The organism is Amycolatopsis sp. NPDC006125 (genome assembly GCF_040614195.1).
Taxonomy (GTDB): Bacteria; Actinomycetota; Actinomycetes; order Mycobacteriales; family Pseudonocardiaceae; genus Amycolatopsis_E; species Amycolatopsis_E tucumanensis.
In genome coordinates, this window is the sequence record NZ_JBEXTZ010000012.1 from 76,879 (window position 1) to 91,600 (window position 14,722).

At 70.6% G+C, this 14,722-nt stretch carries 14 protein-coding genes; 3 read left to right on the forward strand and 11 right to left on the reverse strand.

Annotated elements, in window-relative coordinates; translation table 11 throughout:
- The first annotated feature begins 5 nt into the window (after positions 1-5).
- Positions 6-1,046, forward strand: a complete 1,041-nt coding sequence (locus ABZ193_RS09160; RefSeq protein ID WP_020416826.1) for a zinc-dependent alcohol dehydrogenase family protein — start codon at positions 6-8, stop codon at positions 1,044-1,046.
- Positions 1,043-1,882: a MurR/RpiR family transcriptional regulator gene (locus ABZ193_RS09165; RefSeq protein WP_020416825.1), complete on the forward strand. Its 840-nt coding sequence runs from the start codon at positions 1,043-1,045 to the stop codon at positions 1,880-1,882. The genes ABZ193_RS09160 and ABZ193_RS09165 overlap by 4 nt, the downstream gene beginning before the upstream one ends.
- 58 nt (positions 1,883-1,940) lie before the next feature.
- On the opposite strand, the gene ABZ193_RS09170 is transcribed toward ABZ193_RS09165, so the two are convergent.
- The 11 genes from ABZ193_RS09170 to ABZ193_RS09220 form a co-directional block, all read right to left on the reverse strand.
- Positions 1,941-4,694 carry a PQQ-dependent sugar dehydrogenase gene (locus tag ABZ193_RS09170; protein WP_020416824.1) on the reverse strand — a complete coding sequence of 918 codons (2,754 nt, stop codon included), beginning with the start codon at positions 4,692-4,694 and terminating at the stop codon, positions 1,941-1,943.
- 146 nt (positions 4,695-4,840) lie between these two features.
- The gene (locus ABZ193_RS09175) at positions 4,841-6,010 is read right to left on the reverse strand and encodes an acyl-CoA dehydrogenase family protein (protein WP_020416823.1); all 1,170 of its coding nucleotides are present in this window, start codon (positions 6,008-6,010) and stop codon (positions 4,841-4,843) included.
- The gene (locus ABZ193_RS09180) at positions 6,007-6,855 is read right to left on the reverse strand and encodes a 3-hydroxyacyl-CoA dehydrogenase NAD-binding domain-containing protein (RefSeq protein ID WP_354709486.1); all 849 of its coding nucleotides are present in this window, start codon (positions 6,853-6,855) and stop codon (positions 6,007-6,009) included. Before ABZ193_RS09180 ends, ABZ193_RS09175 begins: the two co-directional genes overlap by 4 nt.
- The gene (locus tag ABZ193_RS09185; protein WP_354709488.1) at positions 6,852-7,592 is read right to left on the reverse strand and encodes an acetoacetate decarboxylase; all 741 of its coding nucleotides are present in this window, start codon (positions 7,590-7,592) and stop codon (positions 6,852-6,854) included. The genes ABZ193_RS09180 and ABZ193_RS09185 overlap by 4 nt, the downstream gene beginning before the upstream one ends.
- Complete coding sequence (locus ABZ193_RS09190) at positions 7,589-8,731, reverse strand: CoA transferase (RefSeq protein ID WP_354709490.1); 1,143 nt, start codon at positions 8,729-8,731, stop codon at positions 7,589-7,591. The genes ABZ193_RS09185 and ABZ193_RS09190 overlap by 4 nt, the downstream gene beginning before the upstream one ends.
- 100 nt (positions 8,732-8,831) lie before the next feature.
- Positions 8,832-9,737: a LysR family transcriptional regulator gene (locus ABZ193_RS09195; RefSeq protein ID WP_354709491.1), complete on the reverse strand. Its 906-nt coding sequence runs from the start codon at positions 9,735-9,737 to the stop codon at positions 8,832-8,834.
- 10 nt (positions 9,738-9,747) lie between these two features.
- Positions 9,748-10,296: a hypothetical protein gene (locus tag ABZ193_RS09200; RefSeq protein WP_354709493.1), complete on the reverse strand. Its 549-nt coding sequence runs from the start codon at positions 10,294-10,296 to the stop codon at positions 9,748-9,750.
- Positions 10,297-10,397: 101 nt separating this feature from the next.
- On the reverse strand, positions 10,398-10,970 hold the full coding sequence (locus tag ABZ193_RS09205) for a TetR/AcrR family transcriptional regulator (protein ID WP_354709494.1): 573 nt from the start codon (positions 10,968-10,970) through the stop codon (positions 10,398-10,400).
- A gap of 28 nt (positions 10,971-10,998) precedes the next feature.
- Entirely contained in the window at positions 10,999-11,256 is a 258-nt protein-coding gene (locus ABZ193_RS09210; RefSeq protein WP_020416816.1) for a glutaredoxin domain-containing protein, read from the reverse strand.
- 16 nt (positions 11,257-11,272) lie between these two features.
- The gene (locus ABZ193_RS09215) at positions 11,273-12,328 is read right to left on the reverse strand and encodes an SDR family oxidoreductase (RefSeq protein WP_354709495.1); all 1,056 of its coding nucleotides are present in this window, start codon (positions 12,326-12,328) and stop codon (positions 11,273-11,275) included.
- A gap of 68 nt (positions 12,329-12,396) precedes the next feature.
- Complete coding sequence (locus tag ABZ193_RS09220; RefSeq protein WP_020416814.1) at positions 12,397-13,224, reverse strand: phosphoribosylaminoimidazolesuccinocarboxamide synthase; 828 nt, start codon at positions 13,222-13,224, stop codon at positions 12,397-12,399.
- Positions 13,225-13,322: 98 nt separating this feature from the next.
- Between ABZ193_RS09220 and ABZ193_RS09225 the strand changes: the two genes are divergently transcribed.
- Positions 13,323-14,717: an MDR family MFS transporter gene (locus tag ABZ193_RS09225; RefSeq protein ID WP_354709496.1), complete on the forward strand. Its 1,395-nt coding sequence runs from the start codon at positions 13,323-13,325 to the stop codon at positions 14,715-14,717.
- Positions 14,718-14,722: the final 5 nt, after the last annotated feature.

The window sequence follows — 14,722 nt, forward strand, 5'->3', positions numbered from 1 at the left end:
TCGGGGTGCGCGCAGTCGTCTTCACCGAGTTCGGAGCCCCACCGCAGGTCCGCGACGTGCCCGACCCGGCGCCGGCCCCGGACGGCGTGGTCGTCGCGGTCGAGGCGACCGGCGTGTGCCGCAGCGACTGGCACGGCTGGCGCGGCCACGACAGCGACATCACCCTCCCGCACGTGCCCGGCCACGAGCTCGCCGGCCGGATCGTCGCGACCGGCGACCGGGTGCGCCACTGGTCACCCGGTGACCGCGTCACCGTCCCGTTCGTGTGCGCCTGCGGCACGTGCGAGCAGTGCGTCACCGGCAACCAGCAGATCTGCGTGAACCAGACCCAGCCCGGGTTCACGCACTGGGGATCGTTCGCCGAGCTGGTCGCCCTCGGCCACGCCGACGTCAACCTCGTCCGGCTGCCTGATGACCTCGCGTCCAGCACGGCCGCGGCGCTCGGCTGCCGCTTCGGCACCGCTTTCCGCGCCGTGCTGCGGCAGGGGCGGACGACCGCGGGCCAGTGGGTCGCCGTGCACGGCTGCGGTGGCGCGGGCATCTCGGCGGTCATGCTCGCCGTCGCCGCCGGCGCGCGGGTCGTTGCCGTCGACCTCTCTCCCGAAGCCCTTGCGCTGGCCGCGAAACTGGGCGCGGAAGCCACTGTCGACGCCGGCCAGGACACCGCCGCCGCCATCCGCGACATCACCGGCGGCGGCGCGCACGTCTCCCTGGACTGCGTCGGCCTGCCGCAGACCTGCGCGGCCTCGGTGGCGAGCCTGCGGCCCCGCGGACGGCACGTCCAGGTCGGGCTGATGCCGCCGGGGCAGGGCATCCCGCCGATCCCGATGCACCGCGTGATCGCCGACGAACTGGAAATCCTCGGCAGCCACGGCATCCAGGCCCACGAGTACCCGGAGATGCTGGCGATGGTCGAACGATCCACAATGGACCTGAACGCGCTGATCGGCCGCCGGATCACGCTGGACGAAGCACCGGCAGCGTTGATGGCGATGGACGACCCGGTCGGCGGCGCCGGCGTCACGGTCGTGGAGTTGCGCGTGTGAAGGCCCCCGGGAGCTACCAGGAGCTGGCGGAACTGCTCCGGAGCCGGTTGCCGAAACTGGCCTCGGGGCAGCTGCGCCTCGCCCACCTGCTGCTCGCCGACCCGGAGGGCACGGCCTACCGCGGCATCTCGGAAGCCGCGCGGTTGCTGGAGATCCGCGAGTCGACGGTGACGCGGTTCGCGAACTCCCTCGGGCTCACCGGGTACCCCGACATCATGGAGCTGTGCCGCACCTGGGTGGCCGAGCAGGCCCAGGTGGCCCGGCGCACCGAGCACGCCGCCGAGCCGGAGCCGGGCGGCCTGCTCTCCGCGGTGCTGGAACAGGAGCAGACCAACCTCTCGCGCACTTTCAGCCACCTGGAGCGGCCGTCGTGGCTGCGGGCGGTGGAACTGCTCGCGCGGGCGCCGCGCGTGCACGTGATGGGGCTGCGCGAGTGCCGGCCGGTGGCGGACCTGGCGGCGCAGCGGCTGGGTGAGATCCTGCCCGCCGTGCACCGGCTCGGCGGCGGCTCGCTGCCGGACGAGCTCAAGGAACTGTGCGAGGACGAGGTCCTGCTGGTGTTCTCGGTGCGCCGATACGCGGCCGACACGGTCCGGGTCGCCGGGTACGCCAGGGAGACCGGGCTGCCGGTGGTGGCGTTGACGGACAACGCCGCGTCGCCGCTGGTGGAGTCCGCCGAGGTGGCGTTGTTCGCGGAGACCTGCGGCGTCTCGCACAGCCGCTCGCTGACCGCGCTGACGGCGCTCACCCAGGCGCTGATCACCGAGGTCGCGATCGAGCTCGGCGACCCGAAACCGGACCACCGCCTGCTCGACACCCTGCACTTCTACTACTGAGCAACGAAAAACCGCCCTCCCCGCACGCGGCGGGGAGGGCGGTTTTTCGCATCAGAACTCAGTACCGGCGGTCGATCACGGTCCCGTTCGGGTACCACTGGATGTAGCCCCGCTGGAAGTTGTTCCGCCTGCCGCCGTCCGCGGCGAACTCACCCGTGGTCGGGTAGCCGAGGTACGACGTCTCCCAGCCCAGAGCCGCCCACCGCGCCCGGATCGCGCCGTAGATCTCGTGCGCGCCCGTCGACGGCGAGAAGTAGATCGATGCCGCCTTGTCGAAGTGGTTGTACCGGCCGATGCCGTCCGGCGTGATCAGCTCGTCCGTGGCCGGGTAGCCCATCGGGCCGGCTTCCCAGCCGGTCTGCTGCCACACCTGCCGGATCAGGCCCCAGATCGAGTGGGCGCCGTTGGCAGGCGTCCAGTAGATCGAGCCGTCCTTGCTGAAGTGGTTGTACCGGCCGATGCCGTCCGGCGTCACCAGCTCGTCGGTCGTCGGGTAGCCGAGCGGGCCGGCTTCCCAGCCCTTCTCCGCCCACTTCTCCCGGATCACACCCCAGATGGCGTGCGTGCCGGTGTTCGGCGAGAAGTAGATCGACGCCGTCAGCGTGCCGGGCGTGCCGATGTAGTGGTTGTACTTGCCCACCCCGTCCGGCGTGGTCAGCTCGTCGGTCGTCGGCGCGCCGAAGCGGGTGTGACCGCCCAGTTCCAGGTACTTGCCCAGGATCGCGCCGTGCACCTCGTGCACGCCGGTCTGCGCCGACCAGTACATCCGGCCGTTGGCGTACACGCGGTAGTTGACGTTGCCGTCCTGCGCCTCGGGCGCGGTCGGAGCGCCGAGCAGCGAGCGCACGGCGGCGTCGCTGTTGTAGCGCTGGTCGATCGCCGTCGCGTAGGTCGCGGTCAGCGTCAGGTCCGAGGTGACCGTCAGCGTCCGCGTCCGGCTGGTGGATCCGTTCTCCCATGCGGAGAACTTGGACGCGCCGTCGGACGCGGTCTCCGCGGCCACCACGTCGAGCGTGACGCCCTCGGTCACCAGCGCGCTGTTCACGCCGCCCTCGGACGGGATCTGCAGCGACGCGGGCACGTTCGACTTCAGCGTCAGCCGGTGCTGGCGCGGCCAGGCCGTGTAGCTGGTGCTGGTGGACACGCCCGCGCTGTCGGTGGTCGTCGCCGTCAGGACCATCCGGGAGTCCGGGTGGTCGGTGAACGGGACGCTGAAGGTCGAGCCGCTGGCGCCCACGCCGGGGTGCGAGTGGCAGGTCTCCTCCTCCGGGCAGTGCAGCACGGTGGAGGTCCAGGTGACCTGCAGTGCGCCGTCCTCGGTGTCGGTCGCGGTCGCGGCCAGCGACACCGCCTCGCCGATCGCGAAGTCCCGCGCGGACGGCTCGGTCAGCGTGATCACCGGCGTGTGGTTGGCCGGTGCGACGGTGAACGACGTGGTCCCGGCCTTGTTGAGCGGGTCGCGCACGGTCAGCGTCGCGGTGAACGGGCCGTCGGAGCTGTAGGTGTGCGTCGTGGTGACGCCGGTGCCGGTCGTGCCGTCGCCGAAGTCCCACGTGTAGGTGAGCGCGTCACCGTCGTAGTCCGTCGACTCGGACGCGTCGAACGTGACGGTGCGGGTCGCCGGGTCGCTGGTGGTCGTCGCCTTCGCCACCGGGGTCGTGTTGCCGGTGACGTAGCTGAGGCGGCGCAGGTTGCCGGTGTAGATGTCGGCGTAGACGACGTCGCCGTTGGGGGCAGCGGCGAACTTGACCGGACCGCCGATGTCGGTGGCCAGCGGCGGGTCCTGCGGCGCCTGGGTCAGGGTGCCCGCGGTGTTCCAGCGCGCGGTCCACAGCTTCTTGCCGACGTAGTCGCCGAAGAAGAACGCGCCCTGGTACTCGGCCGGGTAGCTGGATCCGGTGTAGACGAGGCCGGCCGTGACGCTGTTGCCCTGGTTGGAGGCGTCACCGTGGTGGTACTCCCACAGCGGCGCGCTGTTGGTCACCGACGCGCAGCCGGGCAGGTCCGCGTAGCCGGGGGTGCGGTGGTTGCCCTCCCAGCACGGCCAGGCGTAGTTGCGGCCCGGCTGCACGAGGTCGAGCTCCTCCCACTCGTTCCAGCCGACGTCGCCGACGACGGGCAGGCCGCTGCTGGGGTCGAGCGTGAACCGGAAGGGGCTGCGGAAGCCGCTCGCGAACACCTTGCTGCGGGTCGCCGTGGGGTTGGCCGCGTCGTAGTACGGGTTGGTGGACACCCCGCTGCCGTTGGCGTTGATGTGCAGGACCTTGCCGTTGAGGGCGTTGACGTCCAGGGTCTTCAGCGCGTTCTCGTCGACGCGCGTGTAGTCGGAGTTGTCACCGATCGACACCCACAGCGTGCCGTCGTCGGCCGCGATGAGACCGGTCATACCGTGCACATCGGACCCGCCGGGCATGTCGATCAGCGTCTGCTCGCCGGTGATGCCGGTGGGCTCGGGGGAGCCGGTGACCGTCCACTTCGCCAGACGCAGCGTGAACGTCGTGCCGTTGGGAACCGAGCGGATCAGGTAGATGGCCTTCGACGTGGCGTAGTCGGGCGCCACGGCCACGCTGACGAGACCCAGGTCACCCTGGTTGCGCACGGTCAGGGTGCGCAGGGTCCGCGTGGTCTTGCCGTCCGTGGAGGTCCAGTTGAGCTTGCCGCTCTTGCCGGTGCTCAGGTAGCTCCCGTCCGGCAGGTAGGCGAAGTCGGTGAGGTCGAAGGCGTTCTGACCGGTCGGCTGGTCGAGCAGCACGAAGCCGGGCGGTGGCGCGGCGGCGGCCTGCGGGGCCGAGATCGCCGTGACCAGGCCCAACGTGATCAGTCCCGTCCCGATGAACGCGAGTAAGCGTTTGGCTAACCACCGAGAGTGCATGTATCCCCCTTCCAGGCGTACGACTTCTCTTCGCCTGAAAGGGGGATTTCGTTGCTGAGAGTTATTGATCTGTGATGCGAGATCTACTACACGAACGCGCTCTGGCCGGTGACGGCCTTGCCGACGATCAACGTGTTCATCTCGCGGGTGCCCTCGAAGGAGTAGATGGCCTCCGCGTCGGCGAAGAACCGGGCCACGTCGTAGTCCAGGACGATCCCGTTGCCGCCGAGCAGCTCACGGCACCAGGCCACCACCTCGCGCATGCGCGCGGTGACGAACGCCTTCGCCAGCGACGACTGCTCGTCGCGGAAGATCCCGGCGTCCTGCAGGCGGGCCAGCTGGACCAGCATGCCCCACGACGCGGTGATGTTGCCCAGGCTCTTGACCAGCAGGTCCTGGACGAGCTGGAAGCCGGCGATCGGCTTGCCGAACTGCTTGCGCTCCTTCGCGTACGCGAGCGCGGCCTCGTACGCGCCGATCATGACGCCCAGCGCCTGCCAGGCGACGCCGCCGCGGGTGGCGCGCAGGATCTCGGCGACGTCCCGGAACGAGCGGATGTTCCGCAGCCGGTTCGCCTCCGGCACCCGCACGTCGCTCAGCGTGATCTCGGCGTTCTCGACGATGCGGAACGCCACCTTGTTCTCGATCTTGACCGGGACGAAGCCGTCGGCCGGAGTCTCCACGACGAACCCCTTGACGCGGTTGTCGTCGACGTCCCGCGCCCACACGACGACCAGGTCGGCGAAGGTGGCGTTGCCGATCCACTGCTTGGCGCCGTTGAGCACCCAGGTGTCGCCTTCCCGCTTCGCGGTGGTGCGCATGCCGCCCGCCACGTCGGACCCGCCGAGCGGCTCGGTCATCGCGAACGCGCCGATCTTGTCCATCGCGGCCATGGCGGGCAGCCAGCGGTCGCGCTGCTCCTGGTCCCCGCCCGCGTACACGCTGTACATCGCGAGTCCGTTGTGGACACCGAAGAAGGTCGCCACGGACGGGTCGACGCGCGAGTACTCCGCGGCGAGCATCCCGGTCAGCAGGTGGCTGCCGCGGGGCAGCGGGTCGCCGTAGCCCTCGTAGGCCACGCCGGCCAGGCCCAGCTCGCGGAACTTGCCGATCAGCTCGCGCGGGAACTCGCCGCGCGCCCAGTAGGAGTTGACCAGCGGCTTGACCTCGGTCCGCATGAAGTCGCGGGCCTTCAGCAGCGTCTTGCGCTCCTCTTCGGACAGCAGGTCCTCGTAGCCGTAGAAGTCGGCGCTCATTCGGTGTCTCCTTGTCCTCGGGCGGCGAGGATCGCGAGCTGCTTGCGGTCGCGCTCCGCCGCGAGATCGGTGTATGCCTTGTCGCCGTAGGCCTTCTCCACGGCTTCGATGACTCGCTCGGTGGCTGCCGGGTCCGGCTGCCCGGGCGTGATCCGGTCCATCGATGCGCCGATGTGCGTCGCGAGGTGCCGGTACCCGCCGGGACCACCGCCGAGGTGCGCGCCGAGGAACGGCCCGACCGCCGCCCAGCGCAGGCCGAGCGAGTTGACCACGACCTCGTCCAGCCCGGCCGGATCGACCACGCCCTCCTGCACCAGGTGGATCGCCTCGCGCTGCAGGGCGTTCTGCAGGCGGTTGCCGACGAAGCCGGGCACCTCCTTGCGCTCGACGACCGGCACGCGGCCGAGCGAGCGGTAGAACTCCACGGCTTCTTGCACGGCTTCTTCTTTCGTGCGCGGGTTGGGAACGACCTCGACCAGGGGCATGATGTGCGGCGGGTTGAACGGGTGTCCGATGAGGACACGCGAGCCGTCGATGTCCGCGGTGAACTCGCTGGACGGGATCGCCGAGGAGGAGCTGAGCAGCAGCGCGTGCGCGGGCGCCTCGGCGACCAGCCGGGCGAACAGCTCGCGTTTGAAGTCCAGGCGCTCGGGCCCGTTCTCCTGCACCACGTCCACGTCGCGCACGGCCTCGCCGACCGAGCCCGCGATGTGCACGTCGAGGTCGCCCAGCGCGTCCGCGAGGTCCGGCCGCGGATCGCTGACCCGCACCTCGTGCCCGTGCGCGGCGAACAGGGCGGCCCAGGACAGCCCGATCGTGCCCGCGCCGATCACCGCGATCTTCATGACGCCTCCAGGTAGTCGTGCACCGGGGTGGCCGGCGCCAGAGTGAGATCGGTGAGCACGTGGCTCGCCGAGACGACCTCCCGCACGGGCAGGTCGGCCAGCGGGGCGAGAACGTGCTCGAACAGCTGCAGCCGCGCGGGACCGGTCCAGGCCTCCTTGACCGTCACGTCGGTGATCCGGGTGCGGACCAGTTCCGCGACGCGCGGACGGCCGTCGTAACCGGGGACGATCTTGAGCATGAACGTCGGGACGGCGATCTGCTCGCGTGCTTCGGCGAGGTCGAGCGGGTGGTGCTTGTAGCCCATGGTCGCGGTCGCGACCCGGAGCGTGCCGTAGTCGAGCGTCCCGACGAGGGCGCCGTGGTCGACGTACAACCGTGGCGCGCCAACAGTTTTCGGGTAGGCGCTGACCTCGCGGCCGGACGCGGTGGCCGGGAAGTTGTCCAGGTGCATCGCGTGCAGGTACTCGCCGCGCTCGTCGCCGAGCCGCACCGGGATCGCCTGCCCGGCCTCGGTGTAGGGGCCGTAGCCGCTCACGTCGCCCATGCGCATGACCTCGAAGCGCACCAGCGGCTCGTCGATCTCCAGCGGCTCCGGGACGACGGCCCGCAGGGCGTCGAAATCGGTGCGGTAGACGACGTTGAGGTACTCGCGGTCGGTGAACCGCGGCACGACCGGCGCGTAGGCCGGGTTCGTCAGCGGGGTCGTGTGGCGCCGCGCGACGTCGGCGGCCTTCATCGTCCGCTCACCTCGCGCAGCACCTCTTCGGTGTCGGCGCCGGGTGCCGAGGGCAGGCGGCGGATCTCTGCCGGGGTTTCCGAGAACCGCACCGGGATGCCGGCCGTGCGGACCGGGCCTTCGGTCGGGTGCTCGACCAGCCGGATCAGGCCGCCGTCGCGGACGTAGGGGTCCTCGTCGGCGCGGTCGAGTTCCAGCACCGGCGCCATCGGGATGCTGTGCTTCGCGCACACCTCGGCCCACTCCGCGGTCGTCAGCGCCGGGGCGCACTCCTCGATCAGGTCGGCCAGCGCGTCCTTGTCCGCGGAGTCCACGTAGTCGCCGTTCACGCGCGGGTCCTCGGCCAGCTCGGGCCGTCCCGCCGCGGCGAAGAAGTCCCGGAAGTTCTGCGGGTTGTACGGGATCACGCACGCCAGTCCGTCCTTGGTGCGCACCGCGCGGTGGCCCTGCCCCATGGACAGCGGGAACCCGGTCGGCGCCGACGGCGGCTCGAACGTGTGCCCGGCGAGGTGCTCGACCAGGTTGAACGCGATCAGCGTGTCCGTCATGGGGACCTCGACGTGCTGGCCCCGCCCGGTCTTCTGCTGGTGCAGCAGCGCGGCGAGCACCGAGTAGGCGATGGTCAGCGCGGACACCTTGTCGCCGAGGATCGTCGGCAGGTACACCGGCTTGCCCAGCGCGCGGTTCGCGATGTCGACCAGCCCGGACGCGGCCTGGACGGTCTCGTCGTAGGCGGCGTGGCCCGCGCGGTCGGAGTCGCCGCGGAAACCCTGCGCGTGCGCGTAGACCAGCTTCGGGTTGCGCCGGGACAGCTCGTCGTAGGTCAGGCCGAGCCTGCCGAGCGCGCCAGGGCGCATGTTGGTGATCAGCGCGTCGGCGGTGTCGATCAGGTCGAGCGCCCGCGCGCGCTGCTCGTCGTCCTTGAGGTTCAGGGCCACGCTGCGCTTGTTGCGGTTCACCGCCAGGGCCAGCGCGGTCATCCCCGGGGTGTTGCGGTAGTGCCCGTTGCGGGCCGAGTCGCCCGGCGCCTCGATCCGGATCACGTCCGCGCCGAGGTCGCCCAGGATCTGCGCGGCGTACGGGCCCATCACCACCGTGGAGAGGTCGATGACCCGGATCCCGTCGAGTGGACCACTCATCACTGCTCCTCGTTCTCGTCCTCACCTGACAATTCGACGGTAGGTCCGAAAACGGGGAAAGGGAATGATCAATGGGCGAACAATGGTATGACCGCAGTGGTCATACCGTTTGCCGGAAAACTTCTCTGGCGTCCGCGACGAGTCCGGCCAGTTCCGCTCCCGGACAGGCCCGGTCACGTCGCCAGATGAGCCCGGTCTGCAGCTCGGGGCGGAACTCGGTGATCGGGAGCACGGCCACGTTCTCCACGCTGTAGTTGCGCATCGGACTGCGCGGGTCCAGCATCGAGACGGTGAACCCGAGACCGCTCGCGACGATTTCGGCAACCCCGGAATAGTCCGTTCGCGGCGGCTTGAGACGTTTCTTGACGCCTGCCGCGCGCAGTTCCTGGTCCAGTTGTTCGAAATAAACCGGCTGCGCCTCCGGCGGCACCGGGACGTACGGCAGGTCCACCAGGTCGGTGAGGCTCAGCGCGCCGCGGCCGTCGAACCGGTCCGCGGGCACGACCGCGCCCAGCGGCTCCGACAGCACCCGCACGACCTCCAGCGCGGGATCGCTCACCGGCAGCCGGACCAGCGCGAGGCTCAGCCGCCCGTCGTGCACCGCCTCGATCAGGTCGCCGGTGCGGCCCGGCCAGCGCTTGAGGTCGAACCGGTCGCGGCAGCGTTCCTCCAGCTCCTGCACGCGGGCGCGCAGGTCCGGGTGCAGCCCGGCCGGCACGCCGATGAGCGCCATCCGGTGCCGCGGGCCGAGGGCCTCGCGCAGCCGCCAGGGGATCGCGTTGAAGTGTTCGAGTGCCTCCCGGGCCAGCGGGAGGAGCGCGGCGCCGGCGTCGGTCAGCTCTACGCTGTGGGTGCTGCGCCGGAACAACCGGTGCCCCAGCTCGTGTTCGAGGTCCTTGATGCGCTGACTCAGCGGCGACGCCGCCATGTGGAGTTTCCGCGCGGCCTGCGAGAAGTTCAGCTCCTCGGCCACCACGACGAAGTAACGCAGGTGAAAGATCTCCACCCGGCCGAGCTTACGGGCGGCAGAGGATGATCAGGATGCAACTCGGCGGCGTGCGGGACGGGGTGGTCGTGGTCGCGCCGGTGCTGGTGCCGCCGGTGGGGGCGCTCGTCTGGCCGGGGTCGGTCGGATCGCCAGGGGCGCCGGGGTCGGTGCTCGACGCGGGCGGCAGGTTGGAGTCGGTGACGGTGACCGTCTCGGTGGACGTGCTGGTGCGCGACCTCGTGGCCCACGGCACGATGTCGCCGCCGTTCCCGGCGCCGGGGGAGGCGTTGGTGACCGTGATCCGCGACGAGCTGTTGGTGCGCTCGGTGGTGCTCTGGTTCCCGGGGACGCCGCCACCGGCGAGGCCGCCGGTCGGCCCGGCCGGGAGGCTGAACAACGCGGCGTCGTTGTTGGGCGAGGTGTCCGCGCCGACCTTGACCAGGATCGCGGCGAGCCCGCAGCCCAGCACGACGGCGAGCATGACCGCCATCACCTGGAACCGGGATCTCGGCGCGCGGGGCTGTTCCGTCCAGCCCTCGCGCTCAAGCAGTTCGGCCACCGACACTTCGTCGTTCACCGGACCCACCTTTCGGACGCGAAGGCATACCGACAGTTGCGCGCATTTGTACCGCAACCGGGTGAAGGTGACTCAGCCGGGGCTGTGAAACAACGTCCAAATTACTGACGGTGTTGGGAAATCGCTCCAAGCAACTTGCGTGCGCCGTCAATGGCACGATCGAAGTGATCGACGGAGCCCGCCGCGCGGGCGAGCACGTACCCGCCCTGCACCACCGCGGCGATGGTGGCCGCGATGGCGCCGGTGTCCAGGTCCGCGGGCAGCTCCCCGCGCGCCACACCGTCGGCGAGCACCCCGTCGAGCCGTTCCTGCAGCCAGCCGAGGGTCTCCTGCACCGGCTGCCGGAGGGCCTCGCTGGCCACGACGTCCGGGTCCTGCGCGAGCCGCCCGATCGGGCAGCCGCGGAGGACCTCCCGTTCCCGCAGGAGGTACGCGTCGATGCGCTCGAGGGCGGTGCCGCCACTGGCGAGCGCCGTCTCGGCCTCGGCCCGCATCTCCTCCGCGCTGCGGCGGATCGCGGCCAGCGCCAGGTCCGGCTTCCCGCTGAAGTGGTGGTACATGCTGCCCTGGCCGGCCTGCGCGTGCTGCTGGATGGCCTTCGGGCTGGTGCCCACGTAACCGCGGTCCCGCAGCAGCTCCTGCGTGCTGCGGATCAGCCGCTCCGAGGTGTCCACCCCGTCACTGTACCTATCGGTAGGTACGTCAGAGCAGCTCGGGAGCGTGCTCGCGCACGGCGGAAAGCACCTCGTCCACGCTCGGGTTGACCATGGCCGCCGGGCCGACGAAAACCGTCGGCACCGTCTCGTTGCCGTTCGCGACCTCGCGCACCCGTTCCGCCGCGCCCGGCTCCTCCCAGATGTTCACCTCGGTGAACGGCAGGCCGGCCCGCTCCAGCCCGGCCCGCAGCGCCATGCAGAAGCCGCAGCCGGGACGCCAGTAGAACTCGACGGGAGTGCTCATGCTTTCAGGTTAACCATCAGGGGATCACTTTGCGCTTGCGCAGCTCCTCGAAGATCGACTGGAACATCTCCCTGGTGTCCACGAACTCGTGGAAACCGAACCGGCGGGCCTTCGAGCCGTCGGCGATCACGTCGTAGTCCCAGCCGAAGACGAAGTCGCCGAAGCGCCACGACGACACCTCGGCGAACGACGGCTCCAGCCCGTACCGCTCGCGCATCGACTCCCACAACGGCTCCTTGTCCGCCATCGCGGTCTCCAGCGACATCGGCAACGGCGGCGCGACCTCCAGGTCGAACCAGCGCGCCAGCTCGGGCCACAGCTCGCTCCACCGGAACAGGTCGCCGTTGTTGATGTTGAACGCCTGGTTGCCGCAGCGCTCGTCGGTCGCCGCCCACACCGTCGCCTTCGCGAGCAGCCCGGCGTCGGTCATCTCCAGCAGGGACGTGTACGCGCCCGGCTTGCCGGGGAACCGCAGCGGCACCCCGAGTTCCTTCGAGATCGACGCGTAGACCGCGATCACGGTGGCCAGGTTCATCGGGTTGCCCAGGGCGAACCCGCAGACCACCGACGGCCGCAGCGCCGACCACGTCCACGCCTTGCCGAGTTGGCGCTGCTCCAGGAAGTTCTGCTGGTCCACGTTGAACTCGGGCGGCAGGTGCCCCGGGTCGTCCTCGCGGGCAGGCGTCTTGAACGGGCCGAGGTGCGCACCGTAGACCTTGTAGCCCTGCATCAGGCTGATGTGCCGCAGCCCGCGCGCGGCCGGCTCCACCGCGTCGACGAGGTTGACCAGCATCCCGACGTTCGGCGCGACCAGTTCGGCCCACGTCGGCTTGTCCTGGTAGGCCGCGTAGAAGACGTGCGTGACGTCTCGCAGCCCGCCCAGCTTGTCCCGCGCGTCGGCCGGGTCCAGCAGGTCGACGGCGATGTGGCGGACGGGCCCGCTCGACGGACCGCCGCGCCGGGACAGCCCGATCACCTCCCAGTTCCCGAGGGAGACCAGGTGGTCGACGAGGTTGCGGCCGATGACCCCGTTCGCCCCGGCGACCAGGGCGACCTTGCGTTCCGTGCTCATGCACCCAGGTTCGGCCGCCTGCGGCGATAAGTCCAAGTCCCGTTGGTACCGGGACCCATGAGCGTTGTTTATGCCCAGGTCTTCCCGGTGATCCGCTCGTAGACCTCGATGTAGCGGGCGCGGGTGGTGGCCACGACGTCGGCCGGGATCTCCGGCGCGGGCGGGGTCTTGTCCCAGCCGGTGCCGCTGACCCAGTCACGCACGTACTGCTTGTCGAACGAGAACTGCGGGCGGCCCGGCTGCCAGCGGTCGGCCGGCCAGAACCGCGACGAGTCGGAGGTCAGGACCTCGTCGCCGAGGGTCAGCACACCGTCGGCGTCCCAGCCGAACTCGACCTTCGTGTCCGCGACGATGATCCCGTTCTCCGCGGCCCGCTCGGCGCCCGCGCGGTAGATCGCCAGTGTCAGCTCGCGCAGGCGCTCCGCGGTCTCGCGGCCTTCCTGCGCGACCACGTCGTCGAAGGTGATGAACTCGTCGTGGCCCTCGGTGGCCTTGGTGGTCGGCGTGAAGATCGGCTCGGGCAGCTTGCTGCCCTCGACCAAACCCGGCGGCAGCGCGACGCCGGAGACGGTGCCCTGCTTCTGGTACTCCTTCAGGCCCAGCCCGGTCAGGTAGCCGCGTGCGATGCACTCGACCTGCACCATCTTCAGCGGCTTGACGCGGATCGCGCGGCCGGCGAACTCCTCGGGCACGTCGGTGGACACGACGTGGTTCGGCACGATCTCCGCCAGGTGCTCGAACCACCACAGCGACAGCTGGGTGAGCAGCTTGCCCTTGTCCGGGATCGGGGTGGGCATCACCACGTCGTAGAGCGAGATCCGGTCGGAGGCGACGAGCAGGATGTCGTCCCCGTCGGAGTAGAGCTCACGGACCTTGCCCGCATAGATGTGCTTCATCGTCCCGTCCCGTGTCGCCGGATTTCGCCGCACCCATCCTACGGTGCTGCTCAGCGGGCATTGACCTCGACATTACTTGAGGTTTTAGCTTCGGGATCATGCAACGGATTCCCTGGCCCGTGTGGCGGATCTCGCTGGTGATCGTGTTCGGCGCCTTCGTCGGCATGCTCGACTCGTCGCTCGTCAACGTCGGACTCGACCGGATCGGCACGGACCTGGGCGCCTCGCTCGACGAGGTGCAGTGGGTGTCGACCGCCTACCTGATCGCGCTGGCGGTGTCGCTGCCGCTGTGCGGGTGGCTCGGCCGCCGGATCGGCGTCGGGCGGCTGTGGCTGGGCGCCTTCGCCGCGTTCACCGTCGCGTCCGGGCTGTGCGCGCTGGCCGGCGACATCGGGTGGCTGGTCGTGCTGCGCGTCGTGCAGGGGCTGGCCGCCGGGCTGCTGACCCCGGCCGGGCAGACGATCCTCGGCCAGGCGGTCGGCCCGGAGCGGCTGGGGCGGGTGATGAGCATCCTCGGCATCGCGGTGAGCAGCGCGCCCGCGATCGGCCCGACCGTCGGCGGGGTGCTGCTGGACTCGCTGTCCTGGCAGTGGCTGTTCCTGATCAACCTGCCGATCGGCGCGATCGGCATCGCGCTCGGGTGGAAGTACGTGCCGCGCGGTGAGCCGGGTGGCGCCGGGCGGCTGGACTGGACCGGGTTCGCGCTGGTGGGGCTCGGGTTGCCGCTGTTCGTCTACGCGCTCACCTCGGTCGGCGAGGGCGGCGGCGGGATCGGCCCGTCGGTGCTGGTGTCGCTGGCGCTCGGCGCGGCCGGGCTGGTGGCGTTCGCGCTGCGGTCGTGGCGGCGCGAACGGCCGCTGCTCGATCTGCGGCTGTTCCGCAACCAGGTGTACGCGGCCGGGACGGTGTCCAGCCTGTTCTTCGGCGCCGCCATGTTCGGCGCGATGCTGCTGCTCCCGCTGTACTTCCAGATCCTGCGCGGCGCGGACGTGGTGACCACCGGCCTGTCCCTGCTGTCGCTCGGCCTGGGCACGATGGTGGTGATGCCGCTCGCCGGGTGGCTGACCGACCGGCACGGCGGCGGGATCGTCGCGCTCGTCGGCAGTGTGTGCACCGTGCTCACCACCGCGCCGTTCGCGCTCCTCGGCGCGGACGCGGACCCGGTGCTGCTTCAGGCGTTGCTGTTCCTGCGCGGCATGGCGCTGGCGTTGTCGGCGTCCCCGGCGGGTACGGCGGCGTTCGCGTCGGTGCGGCGCGAGCAGCTCCCGGACGCGACCACGGTGCTGAACATCCTGATGCGGGTGGGCGGCGCGGTCGGCGGCGCGATGTCGGCGGTCGTGCTGTCCCGGCTGCTGCCCACCGGGGCCGAGCACGCCTTCCAGGTCGCGTTTTGGTGGCTGACCGGCGCTTCGGCCGTCGCGGTGGGCGCCGCCTGGTGGCTGTGGCAGGTGCAGCGGCATGAACGGACCCGAGCGGTTCCGGTTCCGGCATAAGCTGT

Bases quoted from the DNA above. Each gene is read 5' to 3' on its own strand.
- ABZ193_RS09225 (WP_354709496.1), top strand. From the start codon at position 13,323: ATGCAACGGATTCCCTGGCCCGTGTGGCGGATCTCGCTGGTGATCGTG.
- ABZ193_RS09185 (WP_354709488.1), bottom strand. From the start codon at position 7,592: ATGAAGGCCGCCGACGTCGCGCGGCGCCACACGACCCCGCTGACGAAC.
- ABZ193_RS09220 (WP_020416814.1), bottom strand. From the start codon at position 13,224: ATGAAGCACATCTATGCGGGCAAGGTCCGTGAGCTCTACTCCGACGGG.
- ABZ193_RS09210 (WP_020416816.1), bottom strand. From the start codon at position 11,256: ATGAGCACTCCCGTCGAGTTCTACTGGCGTCCCGGCTGCGGCTTCTGC.
- ABZ193_RS09215 (WP_354709495.1), bottom strand. From the start codon at position 12,328: ATGAGCACGGAACGCAAGGTCGCCCTGGTCGCCGGGGCGAACGGGGTC.
- ABZ193_RS09175 (WP_020416823.1), bottom strand. From the start codon at position 6,010: ATGAGCGCCGACTTCTACGGCTACGAGGACCTGCTGTCCGAAGAGGAG.
- ABZ193_RS09180 (WP_354709486.1), bottom strand. From the start codon at position 6,855: ATGAAGATCGCGGTGATCGGCGCGGGCACGATCGGGCTGTCCTGGGCC.
- ABZ193_RS09190 (WP_354709490.1), bottom strand. From the start codon at position 8,731: ATGAGTGGTCCACTCGACGGGATCCGGGTCATCGACCTCTCCACGGTG.